Origin of the sequence: Gemmobacter fulvus, assembly GCF_018798885.1 — a bacterium.
GTDB lineage: Bacteria > Pseudomonadota > Alphaproteobacteria > Rhodobacterales > Rhodobacteraceae > Gemmobacter > Gemmobacter fulvus.
The window spans coordinates 2,210,419-2,227,844 of record NZ_CP076361.1; the positions used below are offsets into that span (position 1 = coordinate 2,210,419).

General features: G+C 63.3%; 16 protein-coding genes and 1 tRNA gene. 9 read left to right on the forward strand and 8 right to left on the reverse strand.

What is annotated here, in order from left to right; translation table 11 throughout:
- A complete protein-coding gene (locus tag KM031_RS10625; RefSeq protein ID WP_307742823.1) occupies positions 1 to 1,407 on the forward strand; it encodes a nodulation protein NodH in 1,407 nt (468 codons plus the stop codon).
- Between the two features lie 5 nt (positions 1,408 to 1,412).
- On the opposite strand, the gene KM031_RS10630 is transcribed toward KM031_RS10625, so the two are convergent.
- From KM031_RS10630 to KM031_RS10665, 8 genes are all read right to left on the reverse strand, one after another.
- Positions 1,413 to 1,877, reverse strand: a complete 465-nt coding sequence (locus KM031_RS10630; protein ID WP_215504919.1) for a PTS sugar transporter subunit IIA — start codon at positions 1,875 to 1,877, stop codon at positions 1,413 to 1,415.
- A 36-nt stretch (positions 1,878 to 1,913) separates the two neighbouring features.
- The gene (gene hpf / locus KM031_RS10635; RefSeq protein WP_215504918.1) at positions 1,914 to 2,489 is read right to left on the reverse strand and encodes a ribosome hibernation-promoting factor, HPF/YfiA family; all 576 of its coding nucleotides are present in this window, start codon (positions 2,487 to 2,489) and stop codon (positions 1,914 to 1,916) included.
- A gap of 233 nt (positions 2,490 to 2,722) precedes the next feature.
- Positions 2,723 to 3,478, reverse strand: a complete 756-nt coding sequence (lptB, locus tag KM031_RS10640; protein ID WP_215504917.1) for an LPS export ABC transporter ATP-binding protein — start codon at positions 3,476 to 3,478, stop codon at positions 2,723 to 2,725.
- Complete coding sequence (locus KM031_RS10645; protein WP_215504916.1) at positions 3,478 to 3,969, reverse strand: LptA/OstA family protein; 492 nt, start codon at positions 3,967 to 3,969, stop codon at positions 3,478 to 3,480. The genes lptB and KM031_RS10645 overlap by 1 nt, the downstream gene beginning before the upstream one ends.
- A gap of 19 nt (positions 3,970 to 3,988) precedes the next feature.
- Positions 3,989 to 4,576, reverse strand: coding sequence for an LPS export ABC transporter periplasmic protein LptC (lptC, locus tag KM031_RS10650; protein WP_215504915.1), 588 nt, complete (start codon positions 4,574 to 4,576; stop codon positions 3,989 to 3,991).
- Between the two features lie 9 nt (positions 4,577 to 4,585).
- On the reverse strand, positions 4,586 to 5,557 hold the full coding sequence (locus KM031_RS10655) for a KpsF/GutQ family sugar-phosphate isomerase (protein WP_215504914.1): 972 nt from the start codon (positions 5,555 to 5,557) through the stop codon (positions 4,586 to 4,588).
- Positions 5,538 to 6,152, reverse strand: coding sequence for a ribonuclease D (locus KM031_RS10660; protein ID WP_215504913.1), 615 nt, complete (start codon positions 6,150 to 6,152; stop codon positions 5,538 to 5,540). Before KM031_RS10660 ends, KM031_RS10655 begins: the two co-directional genes overlap by 20 nt.
- A 110-nt stretch (positions 6,153 to 6,262) precedes the next feature.
- Positions 6,263 to 6,347: transfer RNA gene (locus tag KM031_RS10665), tRNA-Leu, on the reverse strand.
- A 148-nt stretch (positions 6,348 to 6,495) separates the two neighbouring features.
- Between KM031_RS10665 and KM031_RS10670 the strand changes: the two genes are divergently transcribed.
- The 8 genes from KM031_RS10670 (at position 6,496) to mtgA (ending at position 17,364) form a co-directional block, all read left to right on the forward strand.
- Positions 6,496 to 7,482, forward strand: a complete 987-nt coding sequence (locus tag KM031_RS10670; protein ID WP_215504912.1) for a complex I NDUFA9 subunit family protein — start codon at positions 6,496 to 6,498, stop codon at positions 7,480 to 7,482.
- A 3-nt stretch (positions 7,483 to 7,485) separates the two neighbouring features.
- Entirely contained in the window at positions 7,486 to 8,292 is an 807-nt protein-coding gene (locus KM031_RS10675; RefSeq protein ID WP_215504911.1) for an undecaprenyl-diphosphate phosphatase, read from the forward strand.
- Between the two features lie 162 nt (positions 8,293 to 8,454).
- A complete protein-coding gene (locus KM031_RS10680; RefSeq protein WP_215504910.1) occupies positions 8,455 to 9,891 on the forward strand; it encodes an NAD(P)-dependent oxidoreductase in 1,437 nt (478 codons plus the stop codon).
- A gap of 123 nt (positions 9,892 to 10,014) precedes the next feature.
- Positions 10,015 to 10,827, forward strand: a complete 813-nt coding sequence (locus KM031_RS10685; protein ID WP_215504909.1) for an alpha/beta fold hydrolase — start codon at positions 10,015 to 10,017, stop codon at positions 10,825 to 10,827.
- Positions 10,824 to 11,531, forward strand: a complete 708-nt coding sequence (locus tag KM031_RS10690; RefSeq protein ID WP_215504908.1) for a hypothetical protein — start codon at positions 10,824 to 10,826, stop codon at positions 11,529 to 11,531. Before KM031_RS10685 ends, KM031_RS10690 begins: the two co-directional genes overlap by 4 nt.
- Positions 11,521 to 11,961, forward strand: a complete 441-nt coding sequence (locus KM031_RS10695) for a GFA family protein (RefSeq protein ID WP_215504907.1) — start codon at positions 11,521 to 11,523, stop codon at positions 11,959 to 11,961. Before KM031_RS10690 ends, KM031_RS10695 begins: the two co-directional genes overlap by 11 nt.
- 3 nt (positions 11,962 to 11,964) lie before the next feature.
- Positions 11,965 to 16,503 carry a glutamate synthase large subunit gene (gene gltB, locus KM031_RS10700; protein WP_215504906.1) on the forward strand — a complete coding sequence of 1,513 codons (4,539 nt, stop codon included), beginning with the start codon at positions 11,965 to 11,967 and terminating at the stop codon, positions 16,501 to 16,503.
- 105 nt (positions 16,504 to 16,608) lie between these two features.
- Positions 16,609 to 17,364, forward strand: a complete 756-nt coding sequence (gene mtgA, locus KM031_RS10705) for a monofunctional biosynthetic peptidoglycan transglycosylase (RefSeq protein ID WP_215504905.1) — start codon at positions 16,609 to 16,611, stop codon at positions 17,362 to 17,364.
- Positions 17,365 to 17,426: the final 62 nt, after the last annotated feature.

The following is a 17,426-nucleotide window of genomic DNA, read 5'->3' on the forward strand; positions in this document are numbered from 1 at the left end:
TTGGCAGAGCAACGGTTTACCTCTTTCGTCATGTTCGCGGAAATGCGGACGGGCTCCAACTTTCTGGAGGCAAGCCTGAATGCCCTTCCGGGGGTGATGTGCCATGGCGAGGTGTTCAACCCGCATTTCATCGGCAAGAAAGACAATCTGGCGCTGTTCGGGATCGACCTTGCGCAGCGCGATGCCGATCCCATGGCGATGCTGGCGCGGATGCGCGCCGAAACCGATGGGCTGGCCGGGTTTCGCTGTTTCCACGATCACGATGCGCGGGTGATTGCGGCGGTGCTGGCCGATCCGGCCTGCGCCAAGATCATCCTGACGCGCAATCCGGTGGAAAGCTATGTCAGCCTCAAGATCGCGCAGGACACCGGACAATGGCGGCTGACCAATGCGGCCAAGCTCAAATCCGCCAAGGTGCATTTCACCCCGGCAGAGTTCGAAGCCCATCTGCGCGCGCTGCAAGAGTTTCAGATCACGCTGCTGCACGCGCTGCAAACCGGCGGGCAGACCGCCTTCTATATTGATTACGAAGACCTGAACGATACCGAGGTTCTGAACGGTCTGGCGGCCTTTCTGGGGGTGTCGGGGCGTCTTGAGGCCCCAGATGCCAAGCTGAAGAAACAGAATCCTGACGAGGTTGTCGACAAGGTTCTGAATCCGGCCGAGATGGAGGCTTCGCTGGCGCGGCTGGATCGGTTCAACCTTGCCCGCACCCCGAACTTCGAACCGCGCCGCAGCCCGGCGATTCCGTCATTTGTGGCGGCGGCAGATGCTGGCCTGCTGTACATGCCGGTGAAGGGCGGGCCAGAGGCGGCAGTGCGGCAATGGCTGGGCCAGATCGGCAAGGGCGGGCTGATCACTGATTTCGTGCAGAAATCGCTGCGGCAGTGGAAGCGCGGGGCGGTGCCGCATCGCAGCTTTACCGTGCTGCGCCATCCCTTGGCCCGCGCCCATGCCGGGTTTTGCAGCCATGTTCTGGGGGATCAGGGCGCAGACCTGCACCGGCTGCTGAGCAAGACCTACAAGATCGCGCTGCCCAAACCGGGCACCACTGTCACGCCCGAGGAACATCACGCCGCGTTCCTGGCCTTCCTGCGCTGGCTCAAGCTCTATCTGTCAGGCCAGACCGGGCAGAAGATTGATCCACATTTCGCCAGCCAGACGACGATTCTGCAGGGCTTTGCACAATTTCAGGGCCCGGATCTGGTGCTGCGCGAAGAGGGGCTGGCCGGGGCGCTGCCCTTCCTCGCCGCCGAAGTGGGCTGCGCTGCGCCTGCCTATGCCACCGAGGACGTCGCGGCGCCGCATCCGCTGGCGGCGATTTATGATGACGCCTTGGAAGACGCCGCGCGGGACGCCTATCAGCGCGACTATATGGGGTATGGGTTCAGCCGCTGGCGCGGCTGATCCGATCAGGCCGCTTGCGGCGCGCGGTTTTCCGTGAGGATCGCGTAGAGCTTGCCCGGATCGGTATTGGCGCGCAGCTTGGCGCAGACCGCCGCATCGCGCATCGTGCGGCTGACCAGCGCAAGCGCCTTCAGGTGATCCACGCCGGAATCCTTCGGCGCGAACAGGCCGAACACCAGATCGACCGGCTGGCGATCAACACTGTCATAGTCCAGCGGCTTTTCCAGCCGCAGGAACACGCCCACAATGCTGTTCAGGTCTTCCAGCCGCGCATGCGGCAGGGCGATGCCATGGCCCACACCCGTGGGGCCAAGGCTCTCGCGTTCCTGCAAACCATCAATGGCGGTTGCGGCATTCAGCTTGTAGGCCGCCGCAGCCATCTCTCCCAGTTCCTGGAAGAGACGTTTCTTGCTGGTAAGCTGACCGACGACCCTGACGGCCTGAGGGTTAAGAAGTTTGGAAAGTTCCATCAGGATCGCCGCCCGTCATGCACCGAAACTGGTGCTTCATTTGCTGTTGCGCGGGTCGATCCAGCCGATATTGCCATCATCACGGCGATATACGACGTTCACCCCGCCATGGCCTTCGTTGCGGAATACCAACATGCGTTGACTGCCCAGCTCCAGCTGCATCACGGCCTCACCCACGGTGATCGACGGAATCTTCGTTTCCATCTCGGCAATGACAATCGGCTGGAGCGTCGCGCTCTCGGCATCCTCGGTATCCTCGGATGCGGCGAGGATATAGGAGGAACTGGCGCCGAATTCAACCGGTGCAATGCGTTCATGGTGGTGTTCGCGCAGACGGCGTTTGTAGCGCCGCAGCTGTTTGTCCATTTTTTCGCGGCACGCTTCAAAAGCGGCATAGATTTCAGTGGCGTGACCCTTGGCCGCCGCGTTCAGCCCGGTCGAGAGGTGGATGGTCGCCTCGCAATGAAACTCATGCGCGCTGCGCGAAAACACCACGACGGCATCGGTCGGGCGTTGGGCGTATTTCTCCACCACCTCGCCCAGCTCGGCCTTCACATGCGTTTGAAGCGCCTCACCGATGTCAATCTGTTTCCCGCTGATCTGGTAACGCATGGCTCCTCCTTCACGATTGCAGCACGACAGTCCCCGCAACATGCAGGGGTGCCCGCTGATGGATTTTTGTGGGACCGCCAATGACTTGGCACCAAAACCGATGGGGCAGAAAACTGCCAGCGGGGCCGTGGTGTCAGGGGCGGGTATCGCACGCATCCAGAGCATTTGGTGGCAGGTCGGGCAGGTTTGTCAACAGCTACGTCGCAAACCGCGCGAAAGGCGCGAAGCCCCGCTCAGGTCATCCTGAAATTCTGGCCGAGATAGACACGGCGCACCGTCTCATCGCGCACGATTTCGTCGGTTGTGCCGCTCATCAGCACTTTTCCGTCATGCAGGATATAGGCGCGGTCGACGATCTCCAGTGTTTCACGGACGTTGTGATCGGTGATCAGCACACCCAGACCGCGCGATTTCAGATCCTGCACAAGATGGCGAATCTCGCCCACGGCAATCGGGTCCACCCCGGCGAAGGGTTCATCCAGCAGCAGGTATTTCGGATCGGCGGCAAGGCAGCGCGCAATCTCCACCCGGCGCCGCTCGCCGCCCGACAGGGCCAGCGCGGGCGCGCGCCGCAGATGGGTGATCGAAAAATCCGATAGCAGCTCTTCCAGACGCTCGCGGCGCTTGTGGCTGTCCTGCACGGCGATTTCCAGCACGGCGAGGATATTGTCCTCGACCGACAGCCCGCGGAAGATCGAGACTTCCTGCGGCAGATAGCCGACGCCCAGCCGCGCGCGGCGATACATCGGCAGGGTGGTGACATCCTTGCCATCCAGCAGCACCTGCCCGCCTTCCGGCGTCACCAGACCGGCGATGGAATAAAAGCAGGTGGTCTTGCCCGATCCGTTCGGACCCAGCAGCGCCACGACCTCGCCGCGTTGCAGGCTCATGGTCACATCGCGGATAACGGGGCGTTTTTTATAGCTTTTGCGCAGGCCGCGCACATGCAGCCCGGCGGATCCCTGCGTGACGGTCAGATCTGGGCCCATCAGTTGCCGCCCGGCACAAAAACGGTCGACACGCGCCCCTCCATCACCCCGGTGCCGGCCTTGAGGTCAATCACCAGCTTCTGCCCGGAAATCGCACTTTTGCCCTGGGTCAGCAGCACATCGCCCTGCATCTCCACCTTGCCCGACGCGATGGTGTAAATCGCCTCGCGCGCTTCGGCGGCATCGGTGGCGCTGGCCAGTGTCACGCCGCCTGTGGCGTGCAGCCGTTCGATTGCGGTGCCATTGGCGCCGTATTCCACCCGCACGCTGCCCGCAGTCAGCCGCATGTCGCCCTGACCCACCAGCACATTGCCGGTAAACACCGCCGTGCCATCCGCCTGATTGACGGCCAGCGTATCGGCCTGCACTTCGACCGGCAGCGACGTGTCCTGTTTCAGCCCGCCAAAAGCCACCGTCGCCTGTTGCGCAGCAGCGCCAAGCGGGGCAGCAAGGGCGCAGGCAAGCGCGAAAGCGCGGATCGGGGTCAGCATTCTGTGCCTCGGGACATGATCAATGGGGTTGGTATATCAGGGTGACGCGGTTGTTGAATACCAGAACGTAGGTGCCGGGGCTTTCCGGCGCCTGTCGGATCTGCATCGCTCCGGCGCGGATCTGCCCGGGCGGGCCAAAGCCTTCGACCGGGCCCGCGCTTTCAGCGCCGCTGCGGTCGAGCCCCAGGGTCAGCGTGTCGGTGCGCAGCTCGTAGCCGGTCGAGGTGGCGACAAGAACGCCGCCCTCCAGCAGCAGCTTGCTGTCGCGGCTCATCACGCGGGCGGTGCCCGCCGTGAGCGCGGTGCGCGCGCCATCCGGCGTGGCAAGCTGGGCATGAACCTTGACGGCAGAGCCATCGCCCTCCGCCTCGGGGCGGGCCTCGTCGGCGGTCAGGGTCAGGGTCGCGCCATCCTTGGTCACACCGGCATAGGCCGGGTCGGTCATGCGCGGCTCACGGATCCGCTCGGCGATATCCACTTCGGCATAGGGGATTGCCGCCTCGGGGTCGATCGTGCGGGCAACCAGAAACAGGGTGGACAAGATGGCGAGGGCCAGCAGCGGCAGCGCCACCTTGAGCCAGCCCACCAGCCGCGAATGTCCATCCATTGCCGCCCCCTATGCCACGCCTGCGCGCAGGCAATCATGAATATGGATCAGGCCGACCACCTGCCGCGATCCTTCGGGGTCCACCACGAACAGCGAGGTGATCTTTTTGTCGTTCATCACCGCCACGGCCTTTTCGGCCAGCGATTCGGGGCCGATGGTGCGCGGGTGGCGCGTCATCACCTGAGCCGCCGTCAGCGACAGCAGCCCGTCCATATGCCTGCGCAAGTCACCATCGGTAATCACGCCTTCAAGATAGCCAACCGCATCGGTCACGCCAACCACACCGAAACCCTTCTGGCTCATGCTGAGCAGGGCTTCGCTCATCGGCGTGTCTTCGGGCACCAGCGGCAGGTCGCTGTGCATCAGGTGCCGCACCAGCGCCAGTTTTGCGCCCAGTTTGCCGCCGGGATGAAAGACCCGGAACTGATCGGGGGTGAATTGGCGATGTTCCATCAGGGCAATTGCCAGTGCGTCGCCCAGGGCCAGCGTCATCGTGGTCGAGGTGGTGGGCACGATGCCGGTATCGCAGGCTTCCTGCGCCGGGGGCAGCAGAATGGCCACATCCGATTGCCGCAGCAGGGTCGAGCCGTCGCGGCTGGCCACGCCGATCAAAGGAATCGCGAAACGCCGCGTATGGGCGATGATATCCGCCAGTTCCGGCGTCTCGCCAGAATTGGACAGCACCAGCGCCACATCATTCTGCGTGACCATGCCCAGATCGCCATGGCTGGCCTCGCCTGGATGCACGAATTGCGCGGGCGTGCCGGTCGAGGCGAAGGTGGCAGTGATCTTGCGGGCGATATGGCCGGATTTACCCATGCCGCAGACGATCACCCGTCCACGCGCGCCCAGAATCGTACGCACGGCGGCGTTGAAGCTGTCGCCCAGATGATCGGCCAGCAGATCCAGCGCCTCTGATTCGCGGCGGATGACGCGGCGGCCCGTGGCCAGAAAATCGTCGTCAGTGATGGAAGATGTCATTCGGTTCATCCCAGCCCATCAGATCCAGCTCTGCCCGCGTGGGCAGAAAATCGAAACAGCGCTGCGCCAGCTCCATCCGCCCTTCGCGGATCAGCCGCGCCTCCAGAGCGGATTTGAGCGCGTGCAGATACAGAACGTCAGAGGCCGCATATTCCTTCTGCGCCTCGGTCAGCTCTGCCGCGCCCCAATCCGAGGTTTGCTGCTGTTTGCTGACATCCACGCCCACCAGCTCTTGCAGCAGGTATTTCAGCCCGTGCCGGTCGGTGAAGGTGCGGATCATGCGCGAGGCGATCTTGGTGCACCAGACCGGGGCGGTGGTGACGCCGAACGCCTTTTTCATCGCGGCAATGTCGAAGCGGCCAAAGTGGAAGAGCTTGATCACCGCCGGATCGGCCAGAAGCCGTTCCAGATTCGGGGCCGAGGTCTGGCCGCGCGCGATCTGCACCAGATGCGCATTGCCGTCGCCCGCCGACAGCTGCACCACGCACAGCCGGTCGCGGCGCGGATCAAGCCCCATGGTTTCGGTGTCGATGGCCACCACGCGGCCAAAGGTCACCCCGTCGGGAAGGTCGTTCTGATGAAGGAAAATCGCCACTGCTGTCTCCGCGCTGCGCTGCGCCGGGATAGACCTGTGATGGCTTCGGGTCAACCGCCGGGCCTTAAAACCCAAAGGCGCGGCACCTTGCGGAGCCGCGCCTTGGTAATTGGTGCCCAGAAGAGGACTCGAACCTCCACGTCTTGCAACACTGGTACCTGAAACCAGCGCGTCTACCAATTCCGCCATCTGGGCGATGTCGTGGGGCGGGGTTTACGGCGTGGTGCGGGGGCTGTCAACAGGGTCTGGTGAAAAAAGTGAAAGGGAAATGCAGCTTGTTTGCGAAAGCCCTTAAAGTTATGGAGTCAGACAACTTTGCAGCATTTCCGGGAAGGGCTCGCAGATGAGCAAGCTTGTCACGATCTATGGCGGTTCGGGCTTTGTGGGGCGTTATGTGGCGCGTCGGATGGCGAAAGAAGGCTGGCGTGTGCGCGTCGCCGTGCGCCGCCCGAACGAGGCGATCTTTGTGCGCCCCTATGGTGTGGTGGGGCAGGTCGAGCCCGTGCTGTGCAATGTGCGCGATGATGCGTCGGTGCGCGCGGCCATGATCGGTGCGGATGCCGTGGTGAATTGCGTGGGCATCCTGAACGCCGTCGGCAAGAACAAGTTCGATGCCGTGCAGGCCGAAGGAGCAGGGCGCATTGCCCGTCTGGCAGCCGAACAGGGCGTGGCCCATCTGGTGCATGTGTCGGCCATCGGCGCGGATGCGGCCTCGGCCAGCGATTACGCGCGCAGCAAGGCCGAAGGCGAGGCTGCGGTTCTGGCGGCGTTTCCCTCGGCGGTGATCCTGCGGCCTTCGGTGATTTTTGGCAACGAGGATCAGTTCTTCAACCGCTTTGCCTCCATGGCGCGCATGGGGCCGATTCTGCCGCTGGTCGGTGCGGCGACGCGGTTCCAGCCGGTGCATGTGGAAGATGTCGCCTCGGCAGCCGTCAAGGGCGTGCTGGGTCAGGCCGCGCCGGGCGTCTATGAGCTGGGCGGGCCGGACGTGGCCAGCTTCCGCGATCTGATGGGCGAAATGCTCAAGGTGATCGGCCGTCGTCGGCTGATTCTGCCGGTGCCGTTCTTTGTGGCCCGGCTGATGGCCTTCGGCTTTGATGCGGTTCAGGCGCTGACGCTGGGTCTGATCGAAAACAAGGTTCTGACCGGCGATCAGGTGAAGAACCTGCGCCATGACAATGTGGTGGCCCCCGGCGCCAAGGGCTTTGCCGACCTGGGCATCAAACCCTCGGCCATCGTGGCTGTTCTGCCCGATTACCTCTGGCCGTTCCGCCCCTCGGGGCAATATGCGGCGATCAAGGCTTCGGCAAAGAACCTGCGCAAAGCCTGATCCGTGGCAGATCCGACAACAGTGACGGCGGCCTTTCTGGGACTTCTGGAGGGGCTGACCGAATTCATTCCGGTGTCTTCGACCGGGCATATCCTGCTCGCCGGGCATTTTCTCGGTTTTGAAAGCAAGGGCAAGACCTTCGAGGTGGTGATCCAGCTTGGCGCGGTGCTGGCGGTTCTGTCGGTCTATGCGGCAAAGCTGTGGGCGGTGTTTTCCACCGCGCATCGCGATCCGCAGGCGCTGCGCTTTATCGTGGCGGTGGCGCTGGCCTTCTTTCCTGCCGTGGTGATCGGCGTTCTGGCGCATGACTTCATCAAGACGGTGCTGTTTGAAACGCCGATGCTGATTGCGGTCATGCTGATCCTGGGCGGCATCGTGCTGTTGCTGGTGGACCGCATGGCGCTGACCCCACGCTATGCCGAAGCGCAGGACGTGCCCTTGGGCGTCGCCCTGAAGATCGGCTTCATCCAGTGCCTCGCGATGATTCCCGGCGTGTCCCGCTCCGGCTCGACCATTGTCGGGGCGCTGTTGCTGGGCGTGAGCAAGCGGGGTGCGGCAGAGTTTTCATTCTTCCTGTCGATGCCGACCATGGCCGGGGCCTTCGCCTATGATCTGTGGAAAAACCGCGATGTGCTGGATGCCGGTGCGCTGACAGAAATCGCCGTTGGCTTCGTTGTGGCCTTTGTCGCGGCGGTTTTTGTGGTGCGCGTGCTGCTCGATTACGTGTCGCGCCATGGCTATCGGCTGTTCGGTTGGTGGCGAATCATTGTCGGCGTGATCGCTTTGGTGGCGCTTTTGCTGGGTTTTTAGGGTGATTGGTAACGCTTGCTGACCTAAAATCTGAAAAATACGACAGCAAAACTGATCTATCCGCGAAAAAACCGCAAAATAGGTCAGCATGACTGCCTTTTATTTCTTCCGAGGCCAAAGTATCAAGGCGCACCCACCGATTTGCCGCAGGGAGGCGCCACTATGGCCAAGGAACGGATGCTCCAGTTTGTGACCCTGAAACGGGAGATGCCGGAGAAAAGGCCCGCCAATCTGCGCGCACAGGATTTCCATGAAATCTACCGGGAATTCGCCGAGCAGAAGGCGACGGAACAGGCGAGCCGGTGCAGCCAATGTGGCGTGCCCTATTGCCAGTCGCATTGCCCGTTGCACAACAACATCCCCGACTGGCTTCGCATGACCGCTGAAGGGCGGCTGCAGGAAGCCTATGAACTGAGCCAGTCGACCAATACCTTCCCCGAGATCTGCGGCCGCATCTGCCCGCAGGACCGGCTGTGCGAAGGCAATTGCGTGATCGAACAATCCGGCCATGGCACTGTGACCATTGGCTCGGTCGAGAAATACATCACCGATACCGCCTGGGAAAATGGCTGGGTCAAGCCGGTGAAACCGGCGGTGGAGCGGACGGAAACCGTCGCGATCATCGGCGCAGGGCCGGGCGGTCTTGCAGCGGCGGACATGCTGCGCCGCAAGGGCGTTCAGGTCACGGTCTATGACCGGTATGACCGCGCCGGTGGCTTGCTGACCTATGGCATCCCCGGCTTCAAACTGGAAAAACCCGTTGTGATGCAGCGGATTGAACAGCTTGAAGCCTCTGGCGTGCAATTCGTGATGAATTGCAAGGTGGGCGAGGATCTGAGCTTTGATGCGATCCGTGGCCAGCATGACGCGGTGCTGATTGCGACCGGCGTCTACAAGATGCGCTGCGTCGGCGGACCGGGGTCGGGGGCGCAGGGCATTGTGCAGGCGCTGGATTACCTGACCGCCTCCAACCGCAAAAGCTTTGGCGATGAGGTCGAGGCCTATGACAGCGGCGCGCTGAATGCCATGGGCAAGCGCGTTGTGGTGATCGGTGGCGGTGATACGGCGATGGACTGCGTGCGCACCGCGATCCGTCAGGGCGCCGTCAGCGTGAAATGCCTCTATCGCCGCGACAAGGCCAATATGCCCGGCTCGCAGCGCGAAACCCAGAACGCCGAAGAAGAAGGCGTTGAATTCGTGTGGCTTTCGGCCCCCAAGGGCTTCACCGGTGGCGCATCGGTCGAAGGCGTGATGGTGCAGCGGATGCGGCTTGGTGCCCCCGATGCGTCGGGCCGCCAGACCCCGGAAGTGATCGAAGGCGCGGATTATGTCGAACCCGCCGATCTGGTGGTGACGGCGCTGGGGTTCGAGCCGGAAGAGCTGCCGACGCTTTGGGGCGTGCCGGAACTGGCTGTCACCCGCTGGGGCACCATCAAGGCCGATTTCCGCAGCCATGCAACCAGCCTTCCGGGCGTGTTCGCGGCGGGCGACATCGTGCGCGGTGCGTCTCTGGTGGTCTGGGCGATCCGCGACGGCCGCGAAGCCGCCGATGCGATCATGGACTATCTGGCGCAGCCTGCGAGCGTGGCGGCCGAATAAACGTCAGGCGGTCTGGCCTTCAGGGGCCGCACCGCCGTCGTGATGGCCGCATGGCGTGACATCATCATTCCCGAGTGCCGGTTATCCGGCAGTCTTACTGACCGATCTGAAGGGCCAAGGATCATGGACGAGGCGATGCAAGCGGAGCAGCAGGGCGGGGCGCAAGCTCCGGCTGCCGCACAGCCGCCCGCCCGCCCGCCCGTGGAGATCGAGCTGGTGCGGGATGATGCGCGGATGCGCCTGTGGCGGCATCGCGGCAAAAGTGACCGGCTTGTTGTGTGCTTTTCGGGCGTGGGCCGGGATCGGCGTCAGCCGCCCCGGCTGGAATTCGCGCGCATCGCGGCGCAATCGGGGCGCGATCATGTGCTGTATTTCGCCGATCCGCAGCGTAGCTGGCTGAACGCGCCCGGCCTGATCGAAGACATCGCAGCGCTGGTCGAGGCCGAGGAGGCACGGCTGGGCGTGGCGCATGTGGTGGCGATGGGCCATTCTCTGGGCGGGTTTTCGGCGCTGGTTCTGGGTGGCTTTACCAAGGTGGATGTCGCGCTGGCCCTGTCGCCGCAGCTGTCGATCGACCCGGCGCTGGTGCCGGACGAGCCGCGCTGGATGATGTTCCGTAAACATATCGAGACGATCCGCATCCGGCAGGCCGCTGATCACATGCAGGAGACGACACTGCATTATGTGATCTTCGGGCGCGACCGGCGTGAGGCGCCGCAGCGCGCGCTGCTGCGCCCGGCCCCGAATGTGCAATCGTTCGAATTGCCGCGCGTGCGGCACGATTCGGTCATGCGGCTTTATCAGGCCGGGATTCTGGAAGATGTGGTGCGGCTGGCCTTTGCCCGGCGCACCCGGAAACTGCGGCAGGTGCTTCAGGCGCAAATGCGCGCCGTGCATCTGAATACCCCCTTGGCATCAGAGGAGACGGAGACATGAGGTTTGCCCTGTTCATCCTTGCGCTGGTGGCGGCGGGGCCTGCGACGGCAGGCAGTTTCCGCCCACCGGCAGGCTGCGAAACCTTCATGACCGTGCAATCGCGCGGCTGCCGGGTGTCGAACCATTACCAATGCAGCGCCGATCAGAAGGGCGATCAATGGCGGGCGGATTTCGATCAGGAGGGCATGTTCTTCCTGAGCCGGATCGACCGCGAGGCGCAATGGGTCGAAAGTTTCGATCTGAATCCGACGGTGCGTCAGACACTTGACCCGAACCCGGCGGATGCGGCGAGCTTTACCGATCTTCTGGCCGGGCGCGATGATTTCGATTTCCGGCTCAGCAAGGAAACCGGCGAAAAAAGCCATGTCACCGGCCATGATGCACTGACCGGCAAAAGCATGACCATGGACGGCGTGACCCTGTTGCAGACCGCCTTCGATTTCACCGAAGTCGATGCCGAGGGCAATGAGCTGCGCCGGGCGCGTGGCAATGAATTCGTGCATCCCGAATGGCGGCTGTTCTTTGCCGGCCCGTCGGAATGGCATGATGGCAATGACTGGCTGCCGGTGAACGGCAGCCCGGTGCAATTCGTGTTTCCGGGCGAGCCGGGCTTTGAGTCGACGCAGCCGATTTTTGAATGTGGGGCGTTGATGTCGCGGGCCCCGCTGCACCCGCCGGTGCAGGAGGCGTCGTATGCCCGGTGAACGCAGCGGCCAATGCCTGTGCGGCGCAGTGCGGTTCCGGGCGCAGCAAGTGCCTGCGCATATGCACGCCTGCCATTGCAGCATGTGCCGGCGCAGCTCTGGCTCCGCGACGCTGAGCGTGGTGGTGCCGTTCGAGGCGATGCAGATTGATGGCGCCGCGAAGATCTCGACCTATGCGTCCTCGGATTGGGCGGCGCGGTCGTTCTGTGGCCGCTGTGGCGCAGGCCTGTGGTATCGGCTGACCCAGCCCGACGCAGACCGCGCCGATTATTACGTGTCGGCGGGGATCTTTGATGATCTGAGCGGGATCACGCTCGATCAGGAACTTTATATCGACAGAAAACCAGAGGGTTACGCCTTTGCAGGCACCCACAAAAGACTGACCGGAGCCGAGTTCGAGGCTTCGCTGCAAGCCAACCCAGAGGAGTGAGCCATGACGATCTATGATGAAGCCTGGGTGAAGGCCGAAGAAGAAAAGCGCGCCTGGATGGATGCGAACGGCCTTTACAAGGCGGATGATGAACATTCGTCTTGCGGGGTGGGGCTGGTCGTGGCGATCAGCGGCAAACCGTCGCGCAAGGTGGTGCAGGCGGGCATTGATGCGCTGCGGGCGATCTGGCACCGGGGCGCTGTCGATGCCGACGGCAAGACGGGCGATGGCGCGGGCATCCATGTGCAGATCCCGGTCAAGTTCTTTTACGATCAGGTGCGCCGCACCGGGCATGAACCGGATGTGAACAAGCTGATTGCCGTGGGGCAGGTGTTCCTGCCGCGCACGGATTTCGCCGCGCAGGAACGCTGCCGGACCATCGTGGAAACCGAAGTTCTGCGCATGGGGCACTATATCTATGGCTGGCGCCATGTGCCGGTCGACACCTCGGTTCTGGGCGAAAAGGCCAATGCGACCCGCCCCGAGATCGAGCAGATCCTGATCCGCTGCGACAAGGACATTGATCAGGAACAGTTCGAGCGCGAGCTTTACATCATCCGTCGCCGCATCGAAAAAGCGGCGCTGTCGGCGCAGATCCAGGGGGTTTACCTGTGTTCGTTGTCCTGCCGCAGCATCATCTACAAGGGCATGATGCTGGCCGAACAGGTCAGCGTGTTCTACCCCGATCTGCAGGATGAGCGGTTCGAATCGACCTTTGCGATCTATCACCAGCGCTACTCCACCAACACCTTCCCGCAATGGTGGCTGGCGCAGCCCTTCCGCATGCTGGCCCATAACGGCGAGATCAACACGTTGAAGGGCAACGTGAACTGGATGAAATCGCACGAGATCCGCATGGCGTCTTCGGCCTTTGGCGAGGCAGCCGAGGATATCAAGCCGATCATCCCCGGCGGCACCTCTGACAGCGGCGCGCTGGATGCGGTGTTCGAGGTTCTGGTGCGCTCGGGCCGTTCGGCCCCGATGGCGAAAACCATGCTGGTGCCCGAAGCCTGGAGCAAGACCACGACCGACATGCCGAAGGCCTGGGCGGATATGTATGCCTATTGCAACGCCGTGATGGAGCCGTGGGACGGCCCCGCCGCGCTGGCGATGACCGATGGCCGCTGGGTTTGCGGCGGGCTGGACCGCAACGGGCTGCGCCCGATGCGCTATGTCGTCACGGGTGATGGCCTGCTGATCGCCGGGTCCGAGGCGGGCATGGTGCCGGTGGATGAAACCACGATCCGTGAAAAAGGCGCGCTTGGGCCGGGGCAGATGATTGCCGTCGATACACGCGAGGGCAAGCTCTACCACGACGCCGAAATGAAAGACCGCCTTGCCGCCAGCCAGCCCTATGGCGAGTGGATCGAAAAGGTGGTGGATCTGAACAGCCTGCTGCGCGATGTGCCGGAAAACGCCACCTACCAGGGCGCGGACCTGCGCCGTCGCCAGATTGCGGCGGGTTATTCGGTGGAAGAGCTGGAGCAGGTTCTGGCACCGATGGCCGAAGATGGCAAAGAGATGATCGCCTCGATGGGCGATGACACCCCGGCAGCGGTGCTGTCCAAGCAATACCGTCCGCTGTCGCATTTCTTCCGCCAGAACTTCAGCCAGGTCACCAACCCGCCGATTGACAGCCTGCGCGAAAGCCGGGTGATGAGCCTGAAAACGCGGTTCGGCAACCTGAAGAACGTGCTGGACGAAAACAGCAGCCAGACGGAAATTCTGGTGCTGGAAAGCCCGTTCATCGCCAATGCCGAATATGCGGTGATGCTGAAGCAATTCGGCGCGCAGGTGGCGGTGATCGACTGCACCTTCCCCGCGGGGGCCGATCAGGAGGCCTTGCGCCTTGGGCTGGAGCGTATCCGCGCCGAGGCCGAAGATGCCGTGCGCTCGGGGGCGGCGCATCTGGTGCTGACGGATGAACACCAGTCCGAATCCCGTGTGGCCATGCCGATGATCCTTGCCAGCAGCGCAGTGCACAGCTGGCTGACGCGCAAGGGCCTGCGGACCTTCACCTCGCTGAACGTGCGGTCGGCGGAATGTATCGACCCGCATTATTTTGCGGTGCTGATCGGCTGTGGTGCCACCACGGTCAACGCCTATCTGGCGCAGGACAGCATTGCCGACCGGATCGCGCGCGGCCTGTTGGATGGCAGCCTGACCGATGCGATGCGGCGTTACCGCGATGCCATCGACGCTGGTCTGTTGAAGATCATGGCGAAGATGGGGATTTCGGTGATTTCCTCGTATCGCGGCGGTTTGAACTTCGAGGCGGTGGGGCTGTCCCGCGCCATGGTGGCCGAGTATTTCCCCGGGATGCACAGCCGGATTTCCGGCATCGGTCTGCATGGCATTCAGATGAAGGCCAGCGAAGTGCATGAAAAGGGCTGGCTTGGCGGCGCGGATGTGCTGCCGATTGGCGGCTTCTACAAGGCGCGCCGCTCGGGCGAGAAACACGCTTGGGAAGCGCAGACCATGCACATGCTGCAAGCGGCCTGTGACCGGGCGTCCTATGACATCTGGAAGCAGTATTCGGCTGCAATGCGGGCCAATCCGCCGATCCATATCCGCGACCTGCTGGATATCAAGGTGCTGGGCAAGCCGGTGCCGATCGAAGAGGTGGAAAGCATCACGTCGATCCGCAAGCGCTTTGTCACGCCGGGCATGAGCCTCGGCGCGCTTGGCCCGGAGGCGCACAAGACGCTGAACGTCGCGATGAACCGCATTGGTGCCAAGTCCGACAGCGGCGAAGGCGGGGAAGATCCGGCGCATTTCCTGCCCGAGGCGAACGGCGACAACCCGTCCGCCAAGATCAAGCAGGTGGCCTCGGGGCGCTTTGGCGTGACGGCGGAATATCTGAACGCCTGTGAAGAATTGGAGATCAAGGTCGCGCAGGGCGCAAAGCCCGGCGAAGGTGGCCAGCTTCCGGGGATGAAAGTCACCGAGCTGATCGCGCGTCTGCGCCACTCCACCAAAGGCGTGACGCTGATTTCGCCACCGCCGCATCACGACATCTACTCCATCGAGGATTTGGCGCAGCTGATCTATGACCTGAAGCAGATCAACCCGCGCGCCAAGGTGACGGTGAAGCTGGTGTCGGCGTCCGGCGTGGGCACGATTGCGGCGGGGGTGGCGAAGGCCAAGGCGGATATCATCCTGATTTCCGGCCATAACGGCGGCACGGGGGCTTCGCCGGGGACCAGCATCAAATATGCCGGTCTGCCGTGGGAAATGGGCCTGACCGAAGCGCATCAGGTGCTGTCGATGAACAACCTGCGCGAGCGGGTGACGTTGCGCACCGATGGCGGTCTGCGCACCGGGCGTGATGTGGTGATGGCGGCGATGCTGGGGGCCGAGGAATACGGCATCGGCACGGCGGCGCTGATCGCCATGGGCTGTATCATGGTGCGGCAGTGCCAGTCGAACACCTGCCCGGTGGGCGTCTGCACCCAGAACCCGGAACTGCGGGCCAAGTTCACTGGCACGGCTGACAAGGTGGTCAACCTGATCACGTTCTATGCCCAGGAAGTGCGCGAGATTCTGGCCAGCATCGGGGCGCGGTCGATGGACGAGATCATCGGGCGGGCGGATCTGCTGTCGCAGGTCAGCCGTGGCTCGGCGCATCTGGATGACCTTGACCTCAACCCGCTGCTGATCACCGTCGATGGCTCGCAGAAGATCACCTATGATCGCAGCAAGCCGCGCAACCATGTGCCCGACACGCTGGATGCGGATATCGTGAAGGATGGCGCGCGGTTCTTTGAGGATGGCGAAAAGATGCAGCTGAGCTATGCGGTGCGCAACACGCTGCGCACCATCGGCACCCGCGCATCGAGCCATATCGTGCGGAAATTCGGGATGCGCAACAGCCTGCAACCCGACCATCTGAACGTGAAGCTGACCGGCAACGCCGGCCAGAGCCTTGGGGCCTTTGCGGTGCGCGGGTTGAAGATCGAGGTGATGGGCGACGCGAACGACTATGTGGGCAAGGGGCTTTCGGGCGGCACCATCGTGGTGCGGCCGCAGATGTCCAGCCCGCTGGTGGCTAGCGAGAATACCATCATCGGCAACACGGTGCTGTATGGCGCGACGGACGGATATCTGTTCGCGGCAGGCAAGGCCGGCGAGCGGTTCGGCGTGCGCAACTCGGGCGCGTCGGTGGTGATCGAGGGCTGTGGCTCCAACGGGTGTGAATACATGACCGGCGGTGTCGCGGTGATCCTCGGGCGCATCGGGGCCAACTTCGGCGCAGGCATGACGGGCGGCATGGCTTACCTTTACGACCCGGACGGGACGGCAGAGGAGTTCATGAACCTTGAAAGCCTTGTCACCTGCGCGGTCAGCCACCCGCATTGGGAAGCGCAGCTTTTGGGCCTGATCGAACGCCATGTGGCCGAGACCGGCAGCCAGAAGGCGGCGCATATCTTGGCGCATTGGCCGGAAGAGCGGGCGAATTTCCTTCAGGTCTGCCCGAAGGAAATGCTGATGCACCTGCCGCAACCGCTCAGCGACGAGCGTCAGGCCGTGCCTGCCGAATAAACCGGTTGGCGGCACCTTTTGCAGGGCCGGGGGCAATGCCTCCGGCCCTGTGGCATTGCGCGGCGGGCGCTTGACCCCGGCGCGGGCTTCGTGGTTTTTGGCGGGATGGCAAATACCCCGCGCAAGACAACAAAACCCAAGGCAAAACCGGCCGCCCCGGCACCGGAACTGCTGGAGCCGGTGGCGCTGGCACTGCGGCACCGCCTGCGGATCTGGGGGGGGCGCGGACTGATGGGGGTGGCGGGGCTGTTTGGGGCGCTGATCCTGATCTATGCGCTGCTGCCGGTGCCGACCAATATCTATCAGATGCAGGAACGCTGGCGTCTGGGCGCAATCGAAAAGGATTGGGTCGGCTGGGACGATATTGCCCCGGTGATGGCGCGGTCTGTTGTCGCGGCAGAGGATGCCAATTTCTGCCTGCACTGGGGCTTTGACATGGCGGCAATCCGCGCAGCGCTGGAACAGGGCGGCAATCGGGGTGCCTCCACGCTCAGCCAGCAGGTCGTGAAGAACGTGTTCCTCTGGCATGGGCGCAACTGGGCGCGCAAGGCGATGGAGGGCGTGCTGACTCCGGTTGTCGAACTGGTCTGGACCAAGCGGCGCATCCTGCATGTCTATCTGAACGTGGCCGAATTCGGTGAAGGCGTGTTCGGGGTCGAGGCGGCGGCGCAGCATTTCTACGGGGTGTCTGCCGCGCAGCTGACGGCGCAACAGGCCGCGCGTCTGGCCGCCGTGCTGCCGGACCCGAAAACCCGCAATGCCGGCAAGCCCGGCCCGGTGACACGCAAGCGCGCCGCCCAGATCGCCTCGGGCGCCGAGACGATCCGCGTCGATGGCCGCGCCGCATGTTTCGAGGACTAGCGGGGCGTCCGGCCCTTACGGGTTGAATTTATGTCCGCTTCACGGCAATGAAGACCATCCCT

What these genes read in the sequence shown, in the direction of transcription:
- KM031_RS10695 (WP_215504907.1), top strand. Translation starts at nt 11,521, where the DNA reads ATGCCCGGTGAACGCAGCGGCCAATGCCTGTGCGGCGCAGTGCGGTTC.
- KM031_RS10645 (WP_215504916.1), bottom strand. Translation starts at nt 3,969, where the DNA reads ATGCTGACCCCGATCCGCGCTTTCGCGCTTGCCTGCGCCCTTGCTGCC.
- lptC (WP_215504915.1), bottom strand. Translation starts at nt 4,576, where the DNA reads ATGGATGGACATTCGCGGCTGGTGGGCTGGCTCAAGGTGGCGCTGCCG.
- KM031_RS10670 (WP_215504912.1), top strand. Translation starts at nt 6,496, where the DNA reads ATGAGCAAGCTTGTCACGATCTATGGCGGTTCGGGCTTTGTGGGGCGT.
- lptB (WP_215504917.1), bottom strand. Translation starts at nt 3,478, where the DNA reads ATGGGCCCAGATCTGACCGTCACGCAGGGATCCGCCGGGCTGCATGTG.
- KM031_RS10630 (WP_215504919.1), bottom strand. Translation starts at nt 1,877, where the DNA reads ATGGAACTTTCCAAACTTCTTAACCCTCAGGCCGTCAGGGTCGTCGGT.
- KM031_RS10655 (WP_215504914.1), bottom strand. Translation starts at nt 5,557, where the DNA reads ATGACATCTTCCATCACTGACGACGATTTTCTGGCCACGGGCCGCCGC.
- KM031_RS10690 (WP_215504908.1), top strand. Translation starts at nt 10,824, where the DNA reads ATGAGGTTTGCCCTGTTCATCCTTGCGCTGGTGGCGGCGGGGCCTGCG.
- gltB (WP_215504906.1), top strand. Translation starts at nt 11,965, where the DNA reads ATGACGATCTATGATGAAGCCTGGGTGAAGGCCGAAGAAGAAAAGCGC.
- mtgA (WP_215504905.1), top strand. Translation starts at nt 16,609, where the DNA reads ATGGCAAATACCCCGCGCAAGACAACAAAACCCAAGGCAAAACCGGCC.
- KM031_RS10685 (WP_215504909.1), top strand. Translation starts at nt 10,015, where the DNA reads ATGGACGAGGCGATGCAAGCGGAGCAGCAGGGCGGGGCGCAAGCTCCG.
- KM031_RS10680 (WP_215504910.1), top strand. Translation starts at nt 8,455, where the DNA reads ATGGCCAAGGAACGGATGCTCCAGTTTGTGACCCTGAAACGGGAGATG.
- hpf (WP_215504918.1), bottom strand. Translation starts at nt 2,489, where the DNA reads ATGCGTTACCAGATCAGCGGGAAACAGATTGACATCGGTGAGGCGCTT.